Raw genomic sequence first — 19386 nt, forward strand, 5'->3', positions numbered from 1 at the left:
GGTCGGGGCGGTCACTTGATGCCCGTGAAGCCGACGGAGCTCACGATGCGACGCGCGAAGCACGCGAACAGCACGAGCATCGGCAGTGCGGCGATCAGGGTCGCCGCCATCAGCCCCGACCAGTCGACACCCGTCTGCGGGGTCTGTGCCCGGAAGATCGCCAGCGCCACCGTGAGGACGCGTGAACTGTCGCTGTACGACACCATCAGCGGCCAGAAGTAGTCGTTCCAGGCGGTGATGTACGTGAGGATCGCGAGCGTGAGCACCGGCGTGGACGCCATCGGCAGCAGCACCCGGAAGAACACGCGGATCTTGCCGGCGCCGTCGAGCAGCGCCGCCTCCTCGACCTCGCGCGGGATGTTCATGAAGAACTGGCGGAGGAAGAACACGGCGAACGGCGTCATGAACATCGTCGGCAGTGCGATCCCCAACAGGTTGTCCACCAGGCCGAGTTGCTTGATCAGGACGAAGTTCGGCAGCAGGGTGAAGATCGCCGGGACCATCAGCCCCGCCAGGAACAGTCCGAAGACCGTGTCCCGGCCGCGCCAGCGCAGCCGGGCGAAGGCGTACGCGGCCATCGCCGAGAAGAAGATCTGACAGCCGGTGATCAGGGTCGACACGAACACCGAGTTGAGCAGGTAGCGCCAGAAGTCCAGGCCGCCGCCCGCGCCGCCCTGCGCTATCGCCTCCTTGGTGGACTGCAGACCGAGCGCCCGCTCGAAACCACCGGTGGTCGGATGCACGGGCAGGGGGTTCGTCGGGTCGGCGGCGAGACCCGCGTTGGTGGACAGCGCGGTGCGCAGGATCCAGTAGAAGGGCAGCAGGGTGACCAGCACGATCGCGGTCATCATCGCCCAGGCGGCGATCCGCCCGAGGGAGGGCCCGCGCCGCAGCGGTCGCACCGCCGTCCGGGCGGGTGTCGGGGTCGGCGCGGATGCCGGTGTCGTCAGGGTTGCCGGAGTTGTCATGGTGTCGCTCCTCCCGTCAGCCGAGGTCGGTGTGGCCGGCTCGGGTGAGCCGGTACTGGAGGAAGGTGATCGCGCTCAGCACGACCAGCAGGGCCACGGACATCGCGGACGCGTAGCCGAACTGGAAGCGGCCGAAGGCGGCGCCGTAGATGTAGAACTGCAGCACGTTGGTGGCGTTCGCGGGACCGCCCGACGTCGTCACCGCGACCGTGTCGAAGACCTGGAACGAGCCGATCACCGTCATGATCAGGACCACCGCGAGAACGGGCCGCAGCAACGGCATGGTGATGCGCCAGAACATCCGCCCCTCGCTCGCCCCGTCCACCTTGGCCGCCTCGTACATGTCGTTGGGGATGGCCTGCAGCCCCGCGAACAGCAGCAGCGCGGTGTAGCCGACGTGCCGCCAGACGTTGATCAGCGCGATCGTCGGAATCGCCCAGGTCTCGTCAGCGAGGAACGGGATCCGGTCGAAGCCGAGAGCCGCGACGATCTCGTTGCCTATGCCCAGCTGGGTGTCGAGGATCCAGAGCCAGACGATGCCCGCGACGACGTTCGACATCAGATAGGGGGTGAGCACGATGCCGCGCAGGACCGCGGACTGGGTCAGCCGCTGGAGCAGCACGGCGATGGCGAGGGCGGACACCGTCTGAACGCCGATGTTGATGGCGACGTACTCGACCGTGACCGTCAACGAGTCCCAGAAGATGGGGTCTTGTACCATCCGGGCGTAGTTGTCGAGCCCCACCCACTCGGCGGGGGTCAGCAGATTGAAGCGGGTGAAGCTCAGATAGACGCCCCGCAGTGTGGGCCAGAGCAGGAACACCAGGAAGCCCAGCATCGCCGGGGCGACGAAGAGCGCCGCGAGCGCCCCGTCACCACGTGGTCGACGCAGGGGAGGGCTGGTGGAGGCGACGGTCATGGAGAGACTCCCTCGTCTGCTCGTCGGCGGCTCGTCCTCAGGGCACTTACTTTCGAGGTGGAAGAATCCATTCGTCAAGATGCGGGCGGATATCTTTTCCCGGCCAGGTTTCTCGCCGTATCGTGACCTTGTTAGTTTCGTGGCAAAAGAAAAGGTGAGGGGTCTGATCGGCATGACCGCAGTGACCGACGGCTGGCCGCCGCTGAGCCCCGGCGAGCGAACGGTGGCGATCGAGGTGCTCGTCCACGGCCCCCTGTCCCGCGCCGAACTCGCCCGGCGCCTCGACCTCTCCGCCGGCAGCCTCACCCGGCTCAGCAAGCCGCTGCTCGAGTCGGGACTGCTCGTCGAGGTGCCCGACGCCGGATACCCGGACGAGGTGCGCCAGGGGCGGCCCTCGCAGCCCCTCGACGTCGTCGCCGAGTCCCGCGCCTTTCTCGGCTTCAAGATCACCGACGACATGGTCTACAGCGTCGTCACCTCTCTGCGCAGCGAGGTCGTCGCCCGCCTGGACCGGCCTCTGACCAGCCATGATCCGGCCCGGGTGGCCGACCTGGTCGCCGGGATGGCCGCCGAACTGACCGCCGCCCACCCCGCCGTGTCGGGTATCGGGATCGGCGTGGGCGGCCGTGTCGAGAACCGCTCGGTGGTCGCCGACTCCGTCTTCCTGGACTGGTACGACGTCCCGTTCGCCGACCTCGTCGAGGAACGCACCGGACTGCGGGTGGTCGTGGAGAACGACGTCACCGCCCTCGTCGAGGCCGAGAGCTGGTTCGGCGCGGGCCGTGGCCTCGACCGCTTCGCGGTCCTCACCATAGGGGCGGGCCTCGGCTACGGACTGGTCAGCGGCGGTCGGCGGGTGCAGTCCTCCGAGGACGGTCTCGGTATCGGACGCCGCTGGATCGTCAATCCGAACGGCCCACTCACCCCCGACGGGGAGCGCGGCAGCGCGATCTCCCTGCTCACCATCCCCAGCATCCGCTACCAGATCCGCGCCGCCACCGGCCACGATCTGACGTACGACGAGATCCTCGCCCGGGCCGCCGCCGGTGACCCCATGGCCGCCCGCGTCGTCGACGAGGCGGCCCGCGCACTGGGCACGTTGGTCGCCCAGATCGCCAACTTCGCGATGCCCGAGAAGATCCTGCTCGCCGGGGAGGGGGTCGGGCTCGTCTCGGTGGCGGGTGCCGTGATCGAGGAGAGCATCCTCGCCAATCGGCATCCGCTCGCGGACCCGGTCAACCTGGAGACCAAGGTCTCCGACTTCCACGACTGGGCGCGCGGGGCCGCCGTACTGGCCATTCAGGTGCTGGTGCTGGGTGCGGCCGAGCGGTGAACTCCGAGGCGGGGGCGGGGAGGGTGACGTACTGCACGTGATCAGTAACACGGTCGGGAATGCCGGAATAGTCCGTATTAATCGATTTAGTTTTCACGCGGGGCGTCATATGCTTCACAGCATGTCCACCACTCTTCAATCCGCCCCTGATCGCTCGGCAGCCGACGTCAACGAAGAGATCCGGGCCCTGTGGCTCCGGTCGGGCGGGATCCTCAACAGCGAGCAGCGGCTGACGTATCAGCAGCTCGTCGCCGAATGGGCCGCGGTATCCCCGCACCCCGGGCGCGACGCGTAACCACTTTCGATCGACGTCTGGCCGACAGGCCGGGGCCGCGCACAGAGCGCGTCAGCCCCGGCCTTCAGTGTTTTTCCGCCGGTTCGACGTCCTCGCGTCCCTGAAGGGGCGCGAGGAACCGCGCGACCAGTCCCCACCGGGGCCGCGGCCGAAGCGCCGCCGAACCGGCGGAGCGTTCAGCCCCACGTCGCCGAGTACGACCTGCGGTAGTCCCTCCGGTCCTGTTCCACCCGGAACCACCGCGTGGCGACCAGGGCGATCAGACTGCCACCCGCGATCAGCAGCCCGGGGCCCACGTTCTTCGGGTCCGCGAGCTTGTCCAGCAGTGCCTCCCCGGCGGAGCCGCCCGCCACCGGCGCCACCGAGCCCGGCTGGGCCTCCCCGGGGGCGACGGCGCTCTGCGTGGCCGCCGCGGACGGCGCCGGAGCGGCCGCCTGGCCCGCCTGGCCGATCAGCCGCACATTGAGCGCGGCCAGCGCCTTGGTCACCGGCTGGAAGAACGTCGTACCGCCGGTCTTGCAGTCGCCGTTGCCGCCCGAGGTGATCCCGAGCGCGATGCCCTCGGAGAACAACGGGCCGCCGCTGTCACCCGCCTCGGCGCACACGGTGGTCTCGATCAGGCCCGACACCGTGCCCTCCGGGTAGTTGACCGTGGCGTTGAGCCCGGTCACCTTGCCGTCGCGCAGGCCGGTGGTGCTGCCGCTGCGGAACACCTTCTGCCCGACGGTCGGATCGGCCGCACCCGTGATCCGCACCCCCCGCCCGTTGCCGATGGCGACGACATCGGCGCCGTCACCGGCCGAGCCGCCGTCGTACTGCACCAGCGAGTAGTCGTTGATGGGGAAGCTGCCGCTGATCGTCTTGCCGATCTCGTTCTGACCCGCCGTGTCCGCGAACCACACCGAACCGTTGGGCCCGCAGTGACCGGCCGTGAGGATGAAGTCGGCCGACCCGTTGGTCACGTTGAAGCCCGCCGAGCAGCGCCCGCCGGTCGACAGGATCGGCTGCGCGGCGTTGATCCGGGTGGTGAACGTGCCTTCGCTCCGCTCCATCCGTACGGAACCGCCGATGCTCTTGGCGACCGCGGACAGCTTCGCCCAGTCGGCGGCCGACACGGTGCTGTCGGCCTGGACGACCACCTCGTTCTTCGTGTAGTCGACCGCCCACGCCGTGCCCGCCACGCGAGGAGCCGAACGCAGCGTCTGTGTCGCCGACTTGAGGTCGTTCATGCTGTGGTCCGCGACCTTGGCGCGAGCGCCGGCCTTCTCCACCTCCGACGCGGCCGCGGCGTCGGTCACCGCGACGACCGGCTTCCCGTCGGCCGCGATCCAGCTGCCCGCCGTCCGGTCGGTGCCGAGCTCGGTGACGAGTTCGCTCCCGGTGGTGCCGGCCGCCTGGGCGGAGCTGAACGGCAGATTGACTTCCGGCGGCTCGCTCGCCACGGCCTGGGTGACCATCAGTCCGCCGAGGATCACTCCGCCGACGGCCGCCAGCCGTGTCGCTCGCCGGACGATCCGTCGTCGTGCGTGCCTCATCAATGGCTCCCGAACCCCGAACGCGCGGTGTGAGACACCGCGGGGCCCTCCGGTCGTTGAGTGACCCTCACTTCCATACGTGGCGAGCGGTGTTCGTGTTCACCGACTCCAAGATCCCGTTCGGTTCCGCCGGCCGACGGCGGACCGGGTCAGGGCTTGCGGGCCACTCCGCAGTACATGGCGACCTCCGCCGGCTCGTCCTGGCCGGTGCGGATCGCCTCCGGGCGCCAGCGCGAGCAGGACACGACCCCCGGCTCCAGAAGGTCCAGGCCGTCGAAGAAACGTGTCACCTCCTCGGGGCTGCGCTGGGTCAGCCGGGGGGTGCCGTGCGAGTTCCAGTACCGCACCGCCGCGTCCACCTCGGCGAGCGCCGGGCCGGTGATGGTGTGCGACAGCCCGAGATGGCTGCCCGGCGGGAGGGCGTCCAGCAGTCGTCGTACGACACCGTGCGGGTCCTCGTCGTCGCCGAGGAAGATGACCACCCCGAGCAGCATCAGGGCGACGGGCCGGGTGAGGTCCAGGGTGCGCGCGGCCTGTTCGAGGATCGCGTCGACATTGCGCAGATCCTCGTCGACATGGTCCGTGCGCCCCTCGGGTGTGCTGGTGAGGAGGGCGCGGGCGTGGACCATGACGAGCGGATCGTTGTCGACGTACACGACCCGGGTCTCCGGAGCGATCCGCTGGGCCACCTCGTGTGTGTTGTCCGCGGTCGGCAGTCCGGTGCCGATGTCGAGGAACTGCCGTATCCCGCACTCGGTGACCAGATGGCGCACCGCCCGCCCCAAGAAGAGGCGGTCCGCTCGGGCGTACTCGCCGATGCCGGGGTGCAGTTCACGGATCCGGTCGCCCGCCGCGCGGTCTACCTCGTAGTGGTCCCGGCCACCGAGCCAGTAGTTCCAGATCCGAGCCGTGTGCGGCTGACGCGAGTTGATCCGCGCCTGCAGCGATGCGGCCGGGGGGTTCTCGGGCACGGGGGCAGCTCCTGGGCGCCGGCGAGAAAGTGTCAACCTGCAATCTAGACAAGGTTGTTGATGTTGGCGAGGGTCTGGACGCGTCGGTTGTGAACGGGTTCCAGGAGCCGTGCCCGACTCCATCGGTGCGGCTGTGGCCTCGGGCGCCGCGGGTCGTGTGGCGTCCGTGAAGACTCGGAACCATGTCTTGACATACGGCTGAGGCCGTTCGTAGCTTACAGCGATCATTTAGATTCGTGAAAGAGGTTCACGAATATGAACGGAGAACTTCCATGGGCGATCGCCGACGAAGTCGCCGCCTGGCCGCCGTGCTCGCCGTCACGGGGCTCGCTCTCACCACCGCCGCCTGCGGAACCGGTTCCGGCGGTTCCGGCGACGATCCGAACACGCTGGAGGTGTGGACCCGGAGCAACCCGGATGCCGCCGCCACCTACGGGCGGGTCTTCGCCGCCTTCACCAAGAAGACCGGGATCAGGATCGACTACCAGCCGGTCATCAACTTCGACCAGCAGCTGCAGAGCCGCGCGTCCACCAGGGACCTGCCGGACGTCATGATCAACGACACGGCGCTGATGGGCAGTTACCAGAGCCAGGGGCTGCTGAAGGCCGTCGACCCCGACTCGATCGCGGGCCATGACCAGATCACCGCCAAGTCATGGGCGTCGACCGTGGGCATCGACGGCAAGCACTACGGCATCCCTTACTCCCGGCAGGCCCAGACCCTGATGATCCGCAAGGACTGGCTGCGGAGACTGGGCCTTGAGGCACCCACCACCTGGCAGGAGATGCTGACCGTCGCCAAGGCGTTCGCCACCCGTGACCCCGACGGCGACGGCAAGGCCGACACCTACGGCATGGTCGTCCCCGGCAGCGCCCAGAACGGCTACGCAGCCTGGTGGGGCTCCAGCTTCCTCTGGCAGGGCGGCGCGAAGATCGTCGAGCCGGACGGCAGGGGCACCTACAGGCCGGCCATGGACTCGGCCGCCGCCGTCAACACCGTGACCTGGATGAAGGACAACCTCTTCTGCGGTGACAACGCTGTCACCCAGCCCGGCGCCCTGACCGCCGTCACCTCCACCGCCACCAACTTCCAGGACGGCAACGCCGGGATGTACATGACCGGCCCCTACAACATCACCACCTTCGACCAGACCCTCGGCAAGGACAGGTACGAGGTCGTCCCGGCCCCCGCGGGCCCCGCGGGCGGCGACGTACTGGCGGACGGAGAGAACGTCTACTTCGGCGCGAAGACCGGGAAGACGAAGCAGGAACAGGAACTCGCCGCGTTCCTCGTCAGCCCCGAGGGCCAGAAGACCGCCATGACCGGTGAGAACCAGCCCGTCGTCCGCATCCCCGTGAACTCCACGCTGGACGCCGCCACGGTCCGCGACGACCCCCGCTGGAGCGTGGTGCAGAAGGCGTACGAGGACGCCTCGCAGCAGTTCCCGAACGCGCCCGACTTCGCCCCCATCAAGCAGGACACCGCCGACAGCCTCAACGCGATCTTCACGTACTGCGGCGGCGACGTCCGCTCCCGGCTGAGGGAGCTCGACGAGACCCTCGCCGGTGACCTCAAGGACCAGGACCTGCTGAAATGACCGCAACCGTGACCACCCCCGCGGCGCGTGGAGGCCGACGCCTCACCAAGAGGTCCCTGGTGCCGTGGCTGTTCCTCGCGCCGGGCCTGCTGCTCGCCCTCGTCTTCAAGTTCTGGCCGATGGCCAAGGGCGTCTGGCTCAGCTTCTTCGACGTACGGCCCTTCCTCGGCGACAAGTGGACCGGCCTCGACAACTACACCCGGGTCCTGACCGACCACCGCTTCCAGGACGCCATCGGACACACCCTGGTCCTCGGCATCGGCCAGTCCTTGGGCGCCATCGTCCTCGGCTTCGTCCTCGCCCTGCTCCTGGAGGGCCAGGCCCGCTCGCTGAAGATCGTGCGGACCGCCGTCTTCCTGCCCGCCGTCACCGCCACCGCGGTCGTCGGCGAGCTGTGGCGGCTGATGTACTACCCGACCTCCGACGGCCTCCTCAACAGCGGCCTGGGCTTCCTCGGGATCGGCCCCGTCCAGTTCCTCGACAACCCGGATCTCGCGCTGTGGTCGACCATGGCCATGGGCATCTGGATCTGGGCCCCCTACAACATGGTCATCATCATGGCCGGCCTCGCGGGCGTCGACCGCTCGCTGTACGAGGCCGCCGCCATGGACGGTGTCTCCCTCGGCCAGCGGCTGAGGTACGTCACCCTGCCGGCGATCCGCCCCGCCCTCGGCATCGTCCTCACCCTCGCCGCGATCCGCGGACTGCGCGTCTTCACCGAGGTCTACGTCCTCACCGGCGGCGGCCCGGCCGGGTCCACCGAGGTCTGGATGACCCGCGCCTACACCCTCGGCTTCACCCGCAACGACATCGGCGGCGCGTCCGCGGCCTCCGTAGTACTGCTCTGCGTGACGCTGCTGCTCACCGTCACGGTCAACCACTTCCGCAAGAGGGGAGACGTGCGATGAGCGCCCCCGCCATCGACCCCGTCCGGACGACCGCCCCGAAAGCGACGGCCGGGCGGTCCGGCAGGGCCCGACGGACCACACCGGCCCGCTTCGACACCGCCCTCGGCTGGAACGACAAACCCGGCGCCGCCTGGGGCCTGCGCATCCTGCTCTGCGCTGTCGCCCTGGGCATCTTCGCCGCGCCCTTCCTCGCCATCCTCTCGGGCGCCTTCACCAGGAACGCCAGCGGCTCCTCGCTCTCCTTCCTGCCGCACGACAGCACGCTGCTGAACTTCACGGTGGCCGGCGAGCGCGGCATCTGGGACTACTTCTCCAACTCGCTCGTCATAGCGGGCGGCGGTCTGCTGCTGCAGCTCGTGGTCTGCACACTGGCCGCGTACGCGCTGGCCAGGCACCGTTTCCGCGGCCAGGCCCTGATCCTGACCCTGTTCATGCTCACGATGATGCTTCCCGAGGAGGTCATCGCGATCCCGCTTTCACTGGTCCTCGGTGACGTCCCGGTGATCCACCTCGACCTCAAGGGCACCGTCTGGGGCGTCATCCTGCCGCTGGGTGCCTGGGGCTTCTCGGTGATGATGCTGACCGAGTTCATGAAGGACATCCCCGACGAGATCGAGGAGGCCGCCCGCCTCGACGGTGTCGGCGAGTTGCGCATGCTGTGGCAGATCGTGCTGCCGCTGTGCAAGCCCGCACTCGGCGTCGCCGGTGTCCTCGGCTTCATCATGATCTGGGACCAGTACCTGCTGCCGCTGATCGCGGCCAAGGACCCCACCGACTACACGGTCACCGTCGCCCTGTCAGTCCTGCGCACCGACCCCGAGGTCGGCTCCGGGGTGGTGCTGGCCGGCGCGGTCATCGCCCTCGTACCCAGCCTGATCGTCTATCTGCTCCTGCAGCGCTCGCTGGTCACCGGCATCGCCGCCGGTGCCACCAAGGGCTGACACCCACCCTGTTCCCACCCCCCCCACTGTTGAGAGAGACATGAAGTTCCAAGGAGTGCTGTTCTTTCCGGTGACGCCCTTCGCGGCGGACGGAACGCTGGACGGGGAACGACTCGCCCAGCACATCGAGGCGGGAGTAGCCGCCGGTGCCGGCGGGGTGTTCGTCGCCTGTGGCACCGGCGAGTTCCACGCGCTGACGCCCGCCGAGATCGGGGAGGCGACCAGGATCGCGGTCGCCACGACGGCCGGACGCATCCCTGTGCTGGCCGCCGCGGGCGGGCCGGTGCCGGTCGCCCTCGACCAGGCCGCCCGCATCCGCGAGGCCGGCGCCGACGGCATCCTGCTGCTGCCCCCGTACCTGGTGACCGCACCGCAGCAGGGGCTCGTGCGGTACGCGCGGGAGGTGACGTCGGCGGCCCGGCTGCCGGTGATCTTCTACCAACGCGGCACCGCCCGCCTCACCGAGGCCACGGCCGCCCAGATCGCGAGCCTGCCCGGGGTCGTCGGCCTCAAGGACGGCATCGGCGACCTCGAACGCATGCACCGCGTCGTCCGTACCATCCGGGCGCTCCCCGGCGGCGAGGACTTCGCCTTCTTCAACGGCCTGCCCACCGCCGAGATGACGGCCGCCGCCTATCAGGGCGTCGGCGTCGACCTGTACTCGTCCGCCGTGTTCGCCTTCGCCCCGGAGATCGCCACCGCGTTCCACCGGGCGCTGGGGGAGGGCGACAGGGCCCTGGTCACCAAGCTTCTCGACGAGTTCTACGGCCCGCTCGTCGAACTCCGTGACGAGGTACCCGGATACGCGGTGTCGCTGGTCAAGGCCGGCGTGACCCTCCGGGGCCTGGACGTCGGCGGCGTACGGGCGCCCCTGCTCGACCCTACGCCGGAACACCTGGCCCGGCTCGCGAAACTCATCGACCACGGTCTGGAGGCGGTCCGCGCATGAGCGGCAACGCGAACGACGACAGGAGTACGCACATGAGTGGTACCGGAACCGGCACGCGTATCCGCGAACTGCTCATCACCCCCATCGCGTTCAGTGACCCCCCGCTCCTCAACGCCGACGGTGTCCACGAGCCGCTCGCCCTGCGCTGCGTCCTCCGACTCGTCCTGGAGAACGGCACGGTGGGCCTCGGCGAGTCGCCTGGCGGCAGTGCCCGTCTCGCCCGGCTCCAGGAGGCCGCGAAGGTCGTCGTCGGCATGGACGTCTTCGACACGACCGCCGTCGCCGCCGCCATCGATACCGTCCTGACACCGGCCGTCCCCCGGTCCCACGACCGCGGCTGGGCCACCTCGGCCGTCGAGGTGGCCTGCCTCGACGCCCAGGGCAAGCTCCTCGGCCGCCCGGTCAGCGACCTGCTCGGCGGCAAGGTCAGGGACGCCGTGCCCTTCGCCGCGTACCTCTTCTACAAGTGGGCCGAACACCCCGCCCTCGACGGCCGCGAAGCCATCGCCGACGAATGGGGCGAGGCCCTCGACCCGGCCGGAGTCGTCGAGCAGGCCAGGCTGATGCGACAGCGGTACGGCTTCACCTCGTTCAAGCTCAAGGGCGGCGTCTTCCCGCCGGACGAGGAGATCGCCGCGATGAAGGCCCTCGCCGAGGCCTTCCCCGGACAGCCGCTGCGCCTCGACCCCAACACGGCCTGGACGGTGGAGACCTCCAAGTACGTCGCCCGTGAACTCGACGGTGTCATCGAGTACCTGGAGGACCCGACCGCCACCATCCCGGGTATGGCCGAGGTCGCCAGGGACGCGCCGATGCCACTCGCCACCAACATGTGCGTGATCGCCTGGGAACATCTGCGCCCGGCCGTCGAACAGAACGCGATCCAGGTCCTCCTCACCGACCACCACTACTGGGGCGGACTGCGCCGGACCCGTCAACTCGCCGCCGTCTGCGAGGCGTTCGGCATCGAGCTGTCCATGCACTCCAACTCGCACCTGGGCATCAGCCTCGCCGCGATGACCCATGTCGGCGCCGCCATTCCCAACCTCGCGCACTCCTGCGACACGCACTACCCGTGGAACTCGGCCGGCGATGTGATCGTCCCCGGCGCCATCGAGGTCCGCGACGGCGCGGTGAAGGTACCGACCGGCCCCGGCCTGGGCGTCGAACTCGACCCCGACGCCCTCGACCGGGCCCATCGCGGCTACCTCGACTCCGGAATCAGGGACCGCGACGACACCGGGTACATGCGGCGGCTGCGGCCGGAGTACGAGCGGCGGCTGCCGCGCTGGTGAGGGCGGCCGAGGAGTGGAGGGCGCCGGGCGGCAGCCGAACTCCCGGCGCCTAGACTCGCGTTCATGGAAGACACCAGCACTCTGGACCGGCTCGGCGCGGGCAAATACCTGCTGATCACCAGCTTCCGCAAGAACGGCACGTCCGTCGCGACCCCGGTCTGGGTGGTGCGGGACGGGGACGCTCTCGGCGCCTGGTCGGCGGCCGACGCCTGGAAGGTGAAGCGGATCCGCAACCGGGCCGACGTCCTCGTCGGCCCCTGTGACGTCCGGGGCAACCCGACCGGCGACCCGGTCCCCGCCACCGCCGAGATCCTCGACCAGGCCGGGACCGACGTCTACCGGCAGCTCCTCGCCCGCAAGTACGGCGTACTGGGCCGCCTCACCCTCATGGGCAGCCGGTTGCGGCGCGGCAGGACGGGCACGGTCGGGATCCGGATCACTCTCGGGAACAACTGAAGGTGGGACCGCGCCCGCAGGGGCGGCGGTCCCACCTTCACTTAACGACGCACGTCCGTCAGGGACGCACCGCTACGACGCGTCGAGCACGGTGCCCGTGAACTCGGGCCCGGGGACGGGCTCCCCGGGCGCGTCGAGGTCGGCCAGTCGCAGCCGCACCGACTCCTCCGGCTCGGCCACCGTGTCCGCGACCGTCGGCAGGCTCACTTCGCCGCTCAACTGTCCCGGCTGGATGGGCACGAAGAGATAGAAGCCGTCGATCTTGGACAGCGGCCGTTCCGGCAGCGGCGACTCACCGGTGGTGCCCGCCAGCCAGTCCGGGTCGACATCCGTGGTGGACAGTTCCGCGTCTCCGGTGACCGGCAGCACCTCCAGGTAGGCGTACATATCGGCGCGGGAAGGCGCCGACAGCGTCGCGCGCCATGTCAGAGGCTGCCCCTCGGTGACCCGGTCCGCGACGGACGTGATGGTGACCGTGGGCCGGGGATCATCGTTCTCGACGTTCACCCCGCCGCTGTACGAGCCGATGACGGCACCGCGCACGGCTTTCACGAACACGCTGCGCCAGACGTCGTAGTCGTACAGGGTGTCGCCCGTCACCGTCACCGACACGTCGATGCTCTGCTCGCCGGGGCGCACCGTGACCAGCCGGGACGTCATGGTGTCCGTCCCGGGGTTCTGGGCGTACAGGCGGACCGTGCCGCCCCCCTGCCCGGTGATCCGGACCGGCACCCGGTAGGTCCGGGTGCCGGAGTCACCCTCCTTGACGATCAGCCGGCCGAGGTCGACGCGCGGCAACGCGGCCGGGCGCACCACGGGGGTGCCGGGGCGCCAGCCCCATGTGTCGATCAGCAGGGCCTGTCCCGCACGGCTGCGCGGAGTCAGCTCCACACTCCGTACCTTGCGCAGATCGACCCCGGCCTGAGCGGCGGCGGACAGCGGTACGCGGACCTCCCGGGCCCAGTACGAAGCCGTCCGGCTGGTGCCGGGCAGTCCGTCCACGCGGACCCGGCCGAGCGTGGCGCGCTTGCCCGCGGTGTCGGTGACGGACACGTCCAGCTGTGTCCCGGTGGTGTTCGGGGGCACGACGACGCGCAGGGCGAGGGCCTTGGCGCCGCTCAGGGACACCGGTCGCCCGGGAGTCACCCGCACCGCGGAGCCGGGCTGCGACCACTTGACGGCGACCGCCCGACGGCCGAGCTCCCGCTCCGTCGCCCAGCTCGCGAAGTGCGGGGACTGGCCGGCGTCCGGGGCCAGACACCTGACCGAGGGACGGTCGTCCACGGCCGAGCACAGCCGTCCGCCGCCGCCCTGCACGGTCACCGCGCCGTCCGGCAGGATGCCCGCTGAACGGTTCGCGCCCACCGCGTGCGTGAGGACGCGTGCCGGGTCGGCTGACGGCGCCCGCAGGCCGGTGCCGTCGAGCAGCGGGCGGACCCGGTCGTCGCCCGCGACGAACAGCCGGGCCGCCGCCGCGATGTAGGAGGCGCCCGCCCTGTGCTGCTGGTCGGGGGTCAGCCGGGTTCTGGTGCCCACGTCGCAGACCTTGTCCCGGTCGTTCGGGTCCGACCAGAAGTCGTCGTCCGCCGGTGCCTGCGCCTGGCCCGGCGTCCACTCGGTGTTGAAGTAGTTGTGGTTGGCGCCGATCACGTAGACCGCGCTGTGCAGGGCGGTGCCGCGACTGATCCCGCGGGTGCCGTCCACGGCCAACTCGCCCTGGAGATCGGACACATCGCCGTCGCAGCCGGGCAGGATCGTCATCGACGGCACATCGGCGACCGGGTTCTGACCGAAGATCGTCGGGCCGATGAGGACGGTGCCCCGGACGTTCCAGCGGACCGGGCCGGGGGCCCCGTCCTGGTCGGCCGGCGGCCGGTACAGGCTGTCCATGGCGGCGCGGTTGACGCCCTCGCCGCCTCGGGAGTGGCCGACCAGCAGCACTCGGGAGAGGTCGGCGGGCGGGGCGGTCCGTACGATCGCCGGGGCCGAGGGCCGGTTCGTGGCCCAGTCCGCCCAGCTGGCGAGATGCCGCCGGACCAAGGAGGAGCGGGCCTGTGCCCCGGCGTCCTCAAGGTCGGAGTCCTGGGCGTTGATGCCGTTGGCGGAGATCGACACCGTCACATAGCCCTGGGACGCCAGGAGCTTCTGGTCGCGGAGGTATCCCCGGTAGCTCGGAATCTGCTTCTCACCGGCCGGGCAGGGCCAGGTGCCGTCGACATCGGTGCTGCCGGGCTTGTAACAGGTGGAGTGGCGTCCGTGCAGGAACAGCGCGAGAGGCCTGCGGCCGGTGGCTCCGGTCGGGGCCACCACCACGGCCTTCATCTCCACCGGCACGGGCATTCCGGGCAGCTTCACCGAGTCGAGCGTGTACTCGCCCGAGACCGTTCGGAACGAGCCCGGCTTACCGGGGTCCACCGGATTGGCCGGCGCCGCGGCGGGCGGAGCGACTGCGGCCCGGCGCTCGTCCGGGGCCGCCGCGATTCCCGCCGCGTCCAACCGGCGTCCACCGGAGCGCACTTGAAGGTCACCGAACGCCTTGGCACCCTTGAGGTCGCTGACCTTGAGCGCCTTTTCCAGCGAAAGCCGGAACGTCCGGCCGTCCCGTGCCGCCACGGGCCGCCCGAGCAACTGGCCGCCCGCGTAGAACTCGACGCGAGCGTCACCCATCGGCACCGGCCTGCCGGAGCGCCAGACGAGCTGCCGCTGCGCACCGTCACCGGTGAACGTCCAGCCCGAGGGCAGCTGTTGGGCCGTGACCTCAGTCCTCGTCGGCTGCTGCGCCTGCGCCCATCCTGGCGATCCTCCCACCACGGCGAGTACCGCCGCAGCGGTGACCCATATTCGCCCGGCACGTAGCAATGCTCTCTCCTCCTGGCCCTTGCTCAGGAGCCCCCGGTCCTCCGACGGCCCCTCTCGGCTCGGAGGACGGCTTCAGGGACCTGTGGGTTGCCTGTGGAGGAGGATCAATCGACGTGTGCGCGGCGGGGGTTGGCGAAGCGGGGGAGGAGACCACCCTCGATGCTGCCAAAAATTGACGAAGTATCAGATCCAAGCCCGGTACGGCTCGTCGAGCAGCTGGAACACCGGCTCGCCGCGCACGGGGTCCTTCGCCATGGCGAGCCGGACCCTGTCGCCGCCGTGGATGCCGATGGCGGGGCCCATCACCCGGCCGCGTACGACGAATCCCTCGGCCATCTCGACCAGTGACACGTTGCGTGCGGCAGGGGTGTTCCGGTTGACCACCGTGGCGTGCCGGACCGTGCCCGTGCCCTCGCTGCGCTCCATGCGCAGGTCGCTGCCGGCGCAGACCGGGCACAGCAACCGGTGGTACATCGCGGTGGCGCACCAGCCGCAGCGCTGGAAGACGAGGGTGTTCGTGTCGGCCGGTGCGTCGAGCAGGCCTGTGGCGGAGCCTGCGCCCGTCGAACGCGTGGCGCCTAGTGAGTGGTACACGGTGTCTCCCTGCGCTCGGCCTGAATCCGAAGTGCGCGGTTCGCCGTGCCACCGTGCACGGCCTCAGGGTATGGCACTCAGTGTCATGCGTAAAGGCACTGCGTACCCTCACTTTTCGCGCGAGGTCCTCAGTACGGACTCGATCTCCTGGACGACCCGCCACATCGGCGCCCCGCGCCGCGAGACGACGACCACGACGTCCTCGGAGCCGGGCTCGGATTCGTGCTCGGGCCCGGGTCCTGGCCGGCGTTGGGGCTCGCTCTCTTCGAGGGGTACGGGCGGGGCGCCGAACGCCGACCTCACGTAGTCCAGGGCGTGGTCGACGGCCGTGGTCGCGTCACCGTGTCCGTCCGAGCGCAGCCAGGAGCGCAGTGCGTTGTTGTGGGCCGCGACGACGGACGCGGCGATCACGTCGGCCTGGAGCGTCCCGTCGGGCCGGCCGGCGAAACGCTCGCGCAGATACGCGGCCAGGGCGCGCTCGTACCGCCAGACCACCGACAACTCGGAGGCGCGCAGCCCGGGGACCTTCTTGGTGAGCCGGTAGCGCTGGACGGAGAAGGCCGGGTTCTCGGCGTACATGAGGAGCACCATGCGGGCCGCGGCGCACACCCGCCCGACCGGTTCCGCGTCCTCGGGGCTGTCGGCCAGGAACGCCGTCATGTCGGCCAGGCACCGCTCGTGGTCGGGGAAGACCACGTCCTCCTTGGACGGGAAGTAGCGGAAGAACGATCGCCGCCCGACCCCGGCCAGCGCCACGATGTCGTCCACGGTGGTCTGCTCGTAGCCGCGCTCCAGGAAGAGCTGGAAGGCCGCCGCGACCAGGGCGTCCCGCATGGGCGGTTTGGTCATGGTCCGGAAACTAGCATCCGAACGATACTGATGGCACTCAGTGCGCTCCGCGTGGGGAACTGAGTGTCCTGGAGATCGGATGCCGTATCGGTATCGGTATCGGAATCGCTGTCGGGTTCGGGTTCGGAGCGGTCCGTCACGCGAGGGTGACCTCCACCGGCAGCTTCTTGATCCCGTTGACGAAGTTCGAGCGCACCCGGGGAACCTCCCCGGTCAGTCGGATGTCCGCGAGGCGCGGGATCAGCTCCTCGAACATGATCCGGATCTCGGTGCGGGCGAGGAGGTTGCCCAGGCACAGGTGCGGGCTGCCCTTGCCGAAGGTGACGTGGTCGTTGTCCGTCCGGGCGACGTCGAAGGCGTACGGATCGTCGAAGACCGCCTCGTCGCGGTTGCCGGAGGCGTACCACATGACGACCTTGTCACCCTCCTTGACCAGCTTTCCGCCGAGCTCGACGTCACGGGTCGCGGTGCGCCGGAAGTGGTAGACGGGGGAGGCCCAGCGCAGGAACTCCTCGACCGCCGTCGGTATCAGCGTCGGGTCGTCCTTCAGCCGGGCGAGCTGCTCGGGGTGCTGGAGGAGGGCGAGCATGGAGTGGGTGATGGTGTGCCGGGTGGTCTCGTTGCCGGCGACCACCAGGAGCAGGAAGTAGTTGTCGAAGTCCTGCGCGGACAGCGGCACTCCGTCGCGCGGGGTGGTGTTGACGAGCTTGGACACGAGGTCGGTGCCCGCGCCGCCGCGTCGCTGCCTGGCCAACTCCCGTCCGTACTCGAAGACTTCGAGGGAGGCGGGGGAGCGGAAGGGCAGGTCGCGGTACTTCTCGCTCTCCGCGCTGTGCAGCAGCACGTCGGCGTAGTCGGGGTCGGTGTTGCCGATGATCCGGTTGCCCCAGTCGATGAGCTGCTGGTTGTCCGTGGGCGGGACGTCGAGAAGCCGCGCCAGAACGTTGATCGGGAAGTCGGCGGACACCTCCCGTACGAAGTCGAAACTCCCCTTGGCCAGCGCCGCGTCCAGGGTCTGTGCGGTCAGGCCGCGCAGGAAGTCGGTGTAGCTGTTGATGACGCCCGCGCCGAACTGCCGCTGGATCACGCTGCGCAGGGCGCGGTGCCTGACTCCGTCCAGTTCCAGGATGGACGCGCGCTTCTTGATCTGGTCCTCGTCGACCTCTTCGAGGTTCACGAACCTCGTGGAGGTGAAGGTCTCCGCGTCACGGTCGACGCGCGCGATGTCCGCGTGCCGGGTCACCGCCCAGAAACCGGAGTTGGGCGACTCCTCCGGCTGCCAGTGCACCGGGTCCTCGTGACGCAGGGTGTGGAACATCCGCCAAGGGGTCACCCCGTCGGTGAAGTTGTCGAGGTCGGCGAGGTCGACGGCGTCGAGGGGGAGCGGCTCGTGAGCGGCGGCGGAGGAAGCGGGCAGGGTCTCGGTCATCGAAGGCTCCAGGAGGACGTGCGGAGGCGATCGGGGGTGATCGGTGAAGGGCTAGGGGGCTCGGGGAGATGGGGGAGCGCCAGGGAACGCTGGGGGAGCGGTCAGAGGTGGTACGCGTACTCGGTGAACTCCCAGTCGGTGACGTGCCGCCCGAAGCGTTCGACCTCGTCGCGCTTGTACGCGAGAAAGGAGGCCACGAAGTCCTTGCCGAGCACCTCGGTGAGCGCGGTGTCCGCCTCCAGGGCGTCGAGCGCGGCCGTCAGGCTCATCGGCAGTACGGCGGACCTGTCGGTGTCGTAGCCGTAGCCCTCCAGCGGGGCGGCCGGCTCCTGGCCGGCGAGCACGCCGAGCAGTGCGGCGGCGACAGCGCCGGCGATCGCGAGGTACGGGTTGGCGCTGGCGTCACCGAGCCGCAGTTCGAGCCGGGCCCCGGCACCCCGTTCCGGCGGCACTCGGACCATGGCGCTGCGGTTGTCGAGGCCCCAGTCGATCAGCCAGGGCGCGAGGGTGTCGGGACCGAAGCGCTTGTACGAGTTCACGGTCGGGTTGAGCAGCGCGGCGAGGGCGGGCGCGTGGGCGAGGAGACCGGCCGTCGCGTGCAGGGCCGTCGCGGACAGCCCGTACCGGCCCGAGGGGTCGTCGAAGAGATTGCGCGCGCCGCCTGCTCCCTCTGGGTCCGAGTCGCAGGAGAGGTGGAGGTGGAAGCCGGAGCCGCCCGCGTCGTTGAAGGGCTTCGCCATGAAGGTGGCGAGTCGGCCCTCCTTGCGGGCCAGTTCCTTGATCGCGGCTTTGAAGCGGAAGGCCCGGTCGGCCGCCGACATGGCCTCCGAATGCAGCAGGTTGATCTCGAACTGTCCGCCGTCGAACTCGTGGTTGCCGCTGAGTACGCCGATGCCCAGATCGCGTACATGGCGCAGGGTGCGCAGCAGATGGTTGTCGGGGTCGGCCCGTAGACCGGCCGTGTAGACGACACCGGGGTCCCGGTTGTACCGCTGCCAGCCGCTCGCGCCTCCCGGCGCGGGATCGCAGAGGAAGTACTCCAGCTCGGGCCCGACAACAGGCCGTAGCCCGTGCTCGGCACACCGGTCGAGGACGGCGCGGAGCAGATCGCGGGGCGACTCGGGCGCGGGTGAGCCGGTCGCCGGGTCGACGACGTCGCCGAGGCAGACCGCGACGCCGGGCTCCCAGGGCAGGGCGACGAGGGTGGTCAGATCGGGCCGTACGCAGATGTCGGGCAGTCCCGCGTCCAGGCCGCCGCTGACCGGGACCACATCGCCCTGGGGGCTGGTGTGGTACACGGCCCGGCAGAAGGCGAGTCCGTGCTCGCAGGCGCGCGGCAGCTCGTCGAGCAGGACGTCGCGGGCGCGGTCCGTGCCGATGAGGTCGGGATAGACCACCCGGACCACGTCGATCCCCTCGGCGGCGAGCCGCTCCATGTGCCGGCGGACTTCTGGAAGGTCGATTGCGCTCACCGTTGTCTCCTCGGG

At 69.9% G+C, this 19386-nt stretch carries 17 protein-coding genes; 8 read left to right on the top strand and 9 right to left on the bottom strand.

Annotation, left to right across the window (positions count from 1 at the left end):
- Positions 1-11: 11 nt before the first annotated feature.
- Both PV734_RS10450 and PV734_RS10455 read right to left on the bottom strand, forming a co-directional pair.
- Complete coding sequence (locus tag PV734_RS10450) at positions 12-968, bottom strand: carbohydrate ABC transporter permease (RefSeq protein WP_319090805.1); 957 nt, start codon at positions 966-968, stop codon at positions 12-14.
- A 16-nt stretch (positions 969-984) separates the two neighbouring features.
- A complete protein-coding gene (locus tag PV734_RS10455; RefSeq protein WP_319289312.1) occupies positions 985-1887 on the bottom strand; it encodes a sugar ABC transporter permease in 903 nt (300 codons plus the stop codon).
- 172 nt (positions 1888-2059) lie between these two features.
- On the opposite strand from PV734_RS10455, the gene PV734_RS10460 reads away from it, so the two are divergent.
- Both PV734_RS10460 and PV734_RS10465 read left to right on the top strand, forming a co-directional pair.
- A complete protein-coding gene (locus PV734_RS10460) occupies positions 2060-3220 on the top strand; it encodes an ROK family transcriptional regulator (protein ID WP_319289313.1) in 1161 nt (386 codons plus the stop codon).
- Between the two features lie 109 nt (positions 3221-3329).
- Entirely contained in the window at positions 3330-3515 is a 186-nt protein-coding gene (locus PV734_RS10465; protein ID WP_006380218.1) for a hypothetical protein, read from the top strand.
- Between the two features lie 176 nt (positions 3516-3691).
- On the opposite strand, the gene PV734_RS10470 is transcribed toward PV734_RS10465, so the two are convergent.
- A complete protein-coding gene (locus PV734_RS10470) occupies positions 3692-5050 on the bottom strand; it encodes a S1 family peptidase (RefSeq protein WP_319289314.1) in 1359 nt (452 codons plus the stop codon).
- Positions 5051-5199: 149 nt separating this feature from the next.
- The gene (locus PV734_RS10475; protein ID WP_319090800.1) at positions 5200-6021 is read right to left on the bottom strand and encodes an SAM-dependent methyltransferase; all 822 of its coding nucleotides are present in this window, start codon (positions 6019-6021) and stop codon (positions 5200-5202) included.
- Positions 6022-6293: 272 nt separating this feature from the next.
- Here PV734_RS10475 and PV734_RS10480 point away from each other — a divergent pair, with 272 nt between their 5' ends.
- From PV734_RS10480 to PV734_RS10505, 6 genes are all read left to right on the top strand, one after another.
- Positions 6294-7619, top strand: a complete 1326-nt coding sequence (locus tag PV734_RS10480) for a sugar ABC transporter substrate-binding protein (RefSeq protein ID WP_319289315.1) — start codon at positions 6294-6296, stop codon at positions 7617-7619.
- A complete protein-coding gene (locus PV734_RS10485) occupies positions 7616-8527 on the top strand; it encodes a sugar ABC transporter permease (RefSeq protein ID WP_319090798.1) in 912 nt (303 codons plus the stop codon). Before PV734_RS10480 ends, PV734_RS10485 begins: the two co-directional genes overlap by 4 nt.
- On the top strand, positions 8524-9468 hold the full coding sequence (locus tag PV734_RS10490; protein ID WP_319289316.1) for a carbohydrate ABC transporter permease: 945 nt from the start codon (positions 8524-8526) through the stop codon (positions 9466-9468). The genes PV734_RS10485 and PV734_RS10490 overlap by 4 nt, the downstream gene beginning before the upstream one ends.
- Before the next feature lie 40 nt (positions 9469-9508).
- Positions 9509-10417 carry a 5-dehydro-4-deoxyglucarate dehydratase gene (locus PV734_RS10495; protein ID WP_319090796.1) on the top strand — a complete coding sequence of 303 codons (909 nt, stop codon included), beginning with the start codon at positions 9509-9511 and terminating at the stop codon, positions 10415-10417.
- 32 nt (positions 10418-10449) lie between these two features.
- The gene (locus PV734_RS10500) at positions 10450-11712 is read left to right on the top strand and encodes a glucarate dehydratase family protein (RefSeq protein ID WP_319289317.1); all 1263 of its coding nucleotides are present in this window, start codon (positions 10450-10452) and stop codon (positions 11710-11712) included.
- A 63-nt stretch (positions 11713-11775) separates the two neighbouring features.
- A complete protein-coding gene (locus PV734_RS10505; RefSeq protein ID WP_319289318.1) occupies positions 11776-12168 on the top strand; it encodes a PPOX class F420-dependent oxidoreductase in 393 nt (130 codons plus the stop codon).
- A 72-nt stretch (positions 12169-12240) separates the two neighbouring features.
- Here the strand turns inward: PV734_RS10505 and PV734_RS10510 are convergent, their stop codons facing one another.
- The 5 genes from PV734_RS10510 to PV734_RS10530 all read right to left on the bottom strand — a co-directional run bounded on the left by PV734_RS10510 (position 12241) and on the right by PV734_RS10530 (position 19371).
- Positions 12241-15027, bottom strand: coding sequence for a hypothetical protein (locus PV734_RS10510; RefSeq protein ID WP_319289319.1), 2787 nt, complete (start codon positions 15025-15027; stop codon positions 12241-12243).
- Positions 15028-15210: 183 nt separating this feature from the next.
- Positions 15211-15621 carry a Zn-ribbon domain-containing OB-fold protein gene (locus tag PV734_RS10515; protein ID WP_319090790.1) on the bottom strand — a complete coding sequence of 137 codons (411 nt, stop codon included), beginning with the start codon at positions 15619-15621 and terminating at the stop codon, positions 15211-15213.
- A gap of 108 nt (positions 15622-15729) precedes the next feature.
- Positions 15730-16455: a TetR family transcriptional regulator gene (locus PV734_RS10520; protein WP_319091312.1), complete on the bottom strand. Its 726-nt coding sequence runs from the start codon at positions 16453-16455 to the stop codon at positions 15730-15732.
- A gap of 151 nt (positions 16456-16606) precedes the next feature.
- Complete coding sequence (locus PV734_RS10525) at positions 16607-17899, bottom strand: cytochrome P450 (RefSeq protein ID WP_319289320.1); 1293 nt, start codon at positions 17897-17899, stop codon at positions 16607-16609.
- A 101-nt stretch (positions 17900-18000) separates the two neighbouring features.
- Positions 18001-19371 carry a glutamine synthetase family protein gene (locus PV734_RS10530; protein WP_319289321.1) on the bottom strand — a complete coding sequence of 457 codons (1371 nt, stop codon included), beginning with the start codon at positions 19369-19371 and terminating at the stop codon, positions 18001-18003.
- Positions 19372-19386: the final 15 nt, after the last annotated feature.

The organism is Streptomyces sp. AK08-02, from assembly GCF_033795085.1.
In the GTDB taxonomy this organism is placed as follows: domain Bacteria; phylum Actinomycetota; class Actinomycetes; order Streptomycetales; family Streptomycetaceae; genus Streptomyces; species Streptomyces echiniscabiei.

Coding starts and splice junctions, on each gene's coding strand:
- PV734_RS10465 (WP_006380218.1), top strand. CDS start 3,330: ATGCTTCACAGCATGTCCACCACTCTTCAATCCGCCCCTGATCGCTCG.
- PV734_RS10520 (WP_319091312.1), bottom strand. CDS start 16,455: ATGCGGGACGCCCTGGTCGCGGCGGCCTTCCAGCTCTTCCTGGAGCGC.
- PV734_RS10490 (WP_319289316.1), top strand. CDS start 8,524: ATGAGCGCCCCCGCCATCGACCCCGTCCGGACGACCGCCCCGAAAGCG.
- PV734_RS10455 (WP_319289312.1), bottom strand. CDS start 1,887: ATGACCGTCGCCTCCACCAGCCCTCCCCTGCGTCGACCACGTGGTGAC.
- PV734_RS10485 (WP_319090798.1), top strand. CDS start 7,616: ATGACCGCAACCGTGACCACCCCCGCGGCGCGTGGAGGCCGACGCCTC.
- PV734_RS10470 (WP_319289314.1), bottom strand. CDS start 5,050: ATGAGGCACGCACGACGACGGATCGTCCGGCGAGCGACACGGCTGGCG.
- PV734_RS10450 (WP_319090805.1), bottom strand. CDS start 968: ATGACAACTCCGGCAACCCTGACGACACCGGCATCCGCGCCGACCCCG.
- PV734_RS10495 (WP_319090796.1), top strand. CDS start 9,509: ATGAAGTTCCAAGGAGTGCTGTTCTTTCCGGTGACGCCCTTCGCGGCG.
- PV734_RS10525 (WP_319289320.1), bottom strand. CDS start 17,899: ATGACCGAGACCCTGCCCGCTTCCTCCGCCGCCGCTCACGAGCCGCTC.
- PV734_RS10460 (WP_319289313.1), top strand. CDS start 2,060: ATGACCGCAGTGACCGACGGCTGGCCGCCGCTGAGCCCCGGCGAGCGA.
- PV734_RS10500 (WP_319289317.1), top strand. CDS start 10,450: ATGAGTGGTACCGGAACCGGCACGCGTATCCGCGAACTGCTCATCACC.
- PV734_RS10480 (WP_319289315.1), top strand. CDS start 6,294: ATGGGCGATCGCCGACGAAGTCGCCGCCTGGCCGCCGTGCTCGCCGTC.
- PV734_RS10505 (WP_319289318.1), top strand. CDS start 11,776: ATGGAAGACACCAGCACTCTGGACCGGCTCGGCGCGGGCAAATACCTG.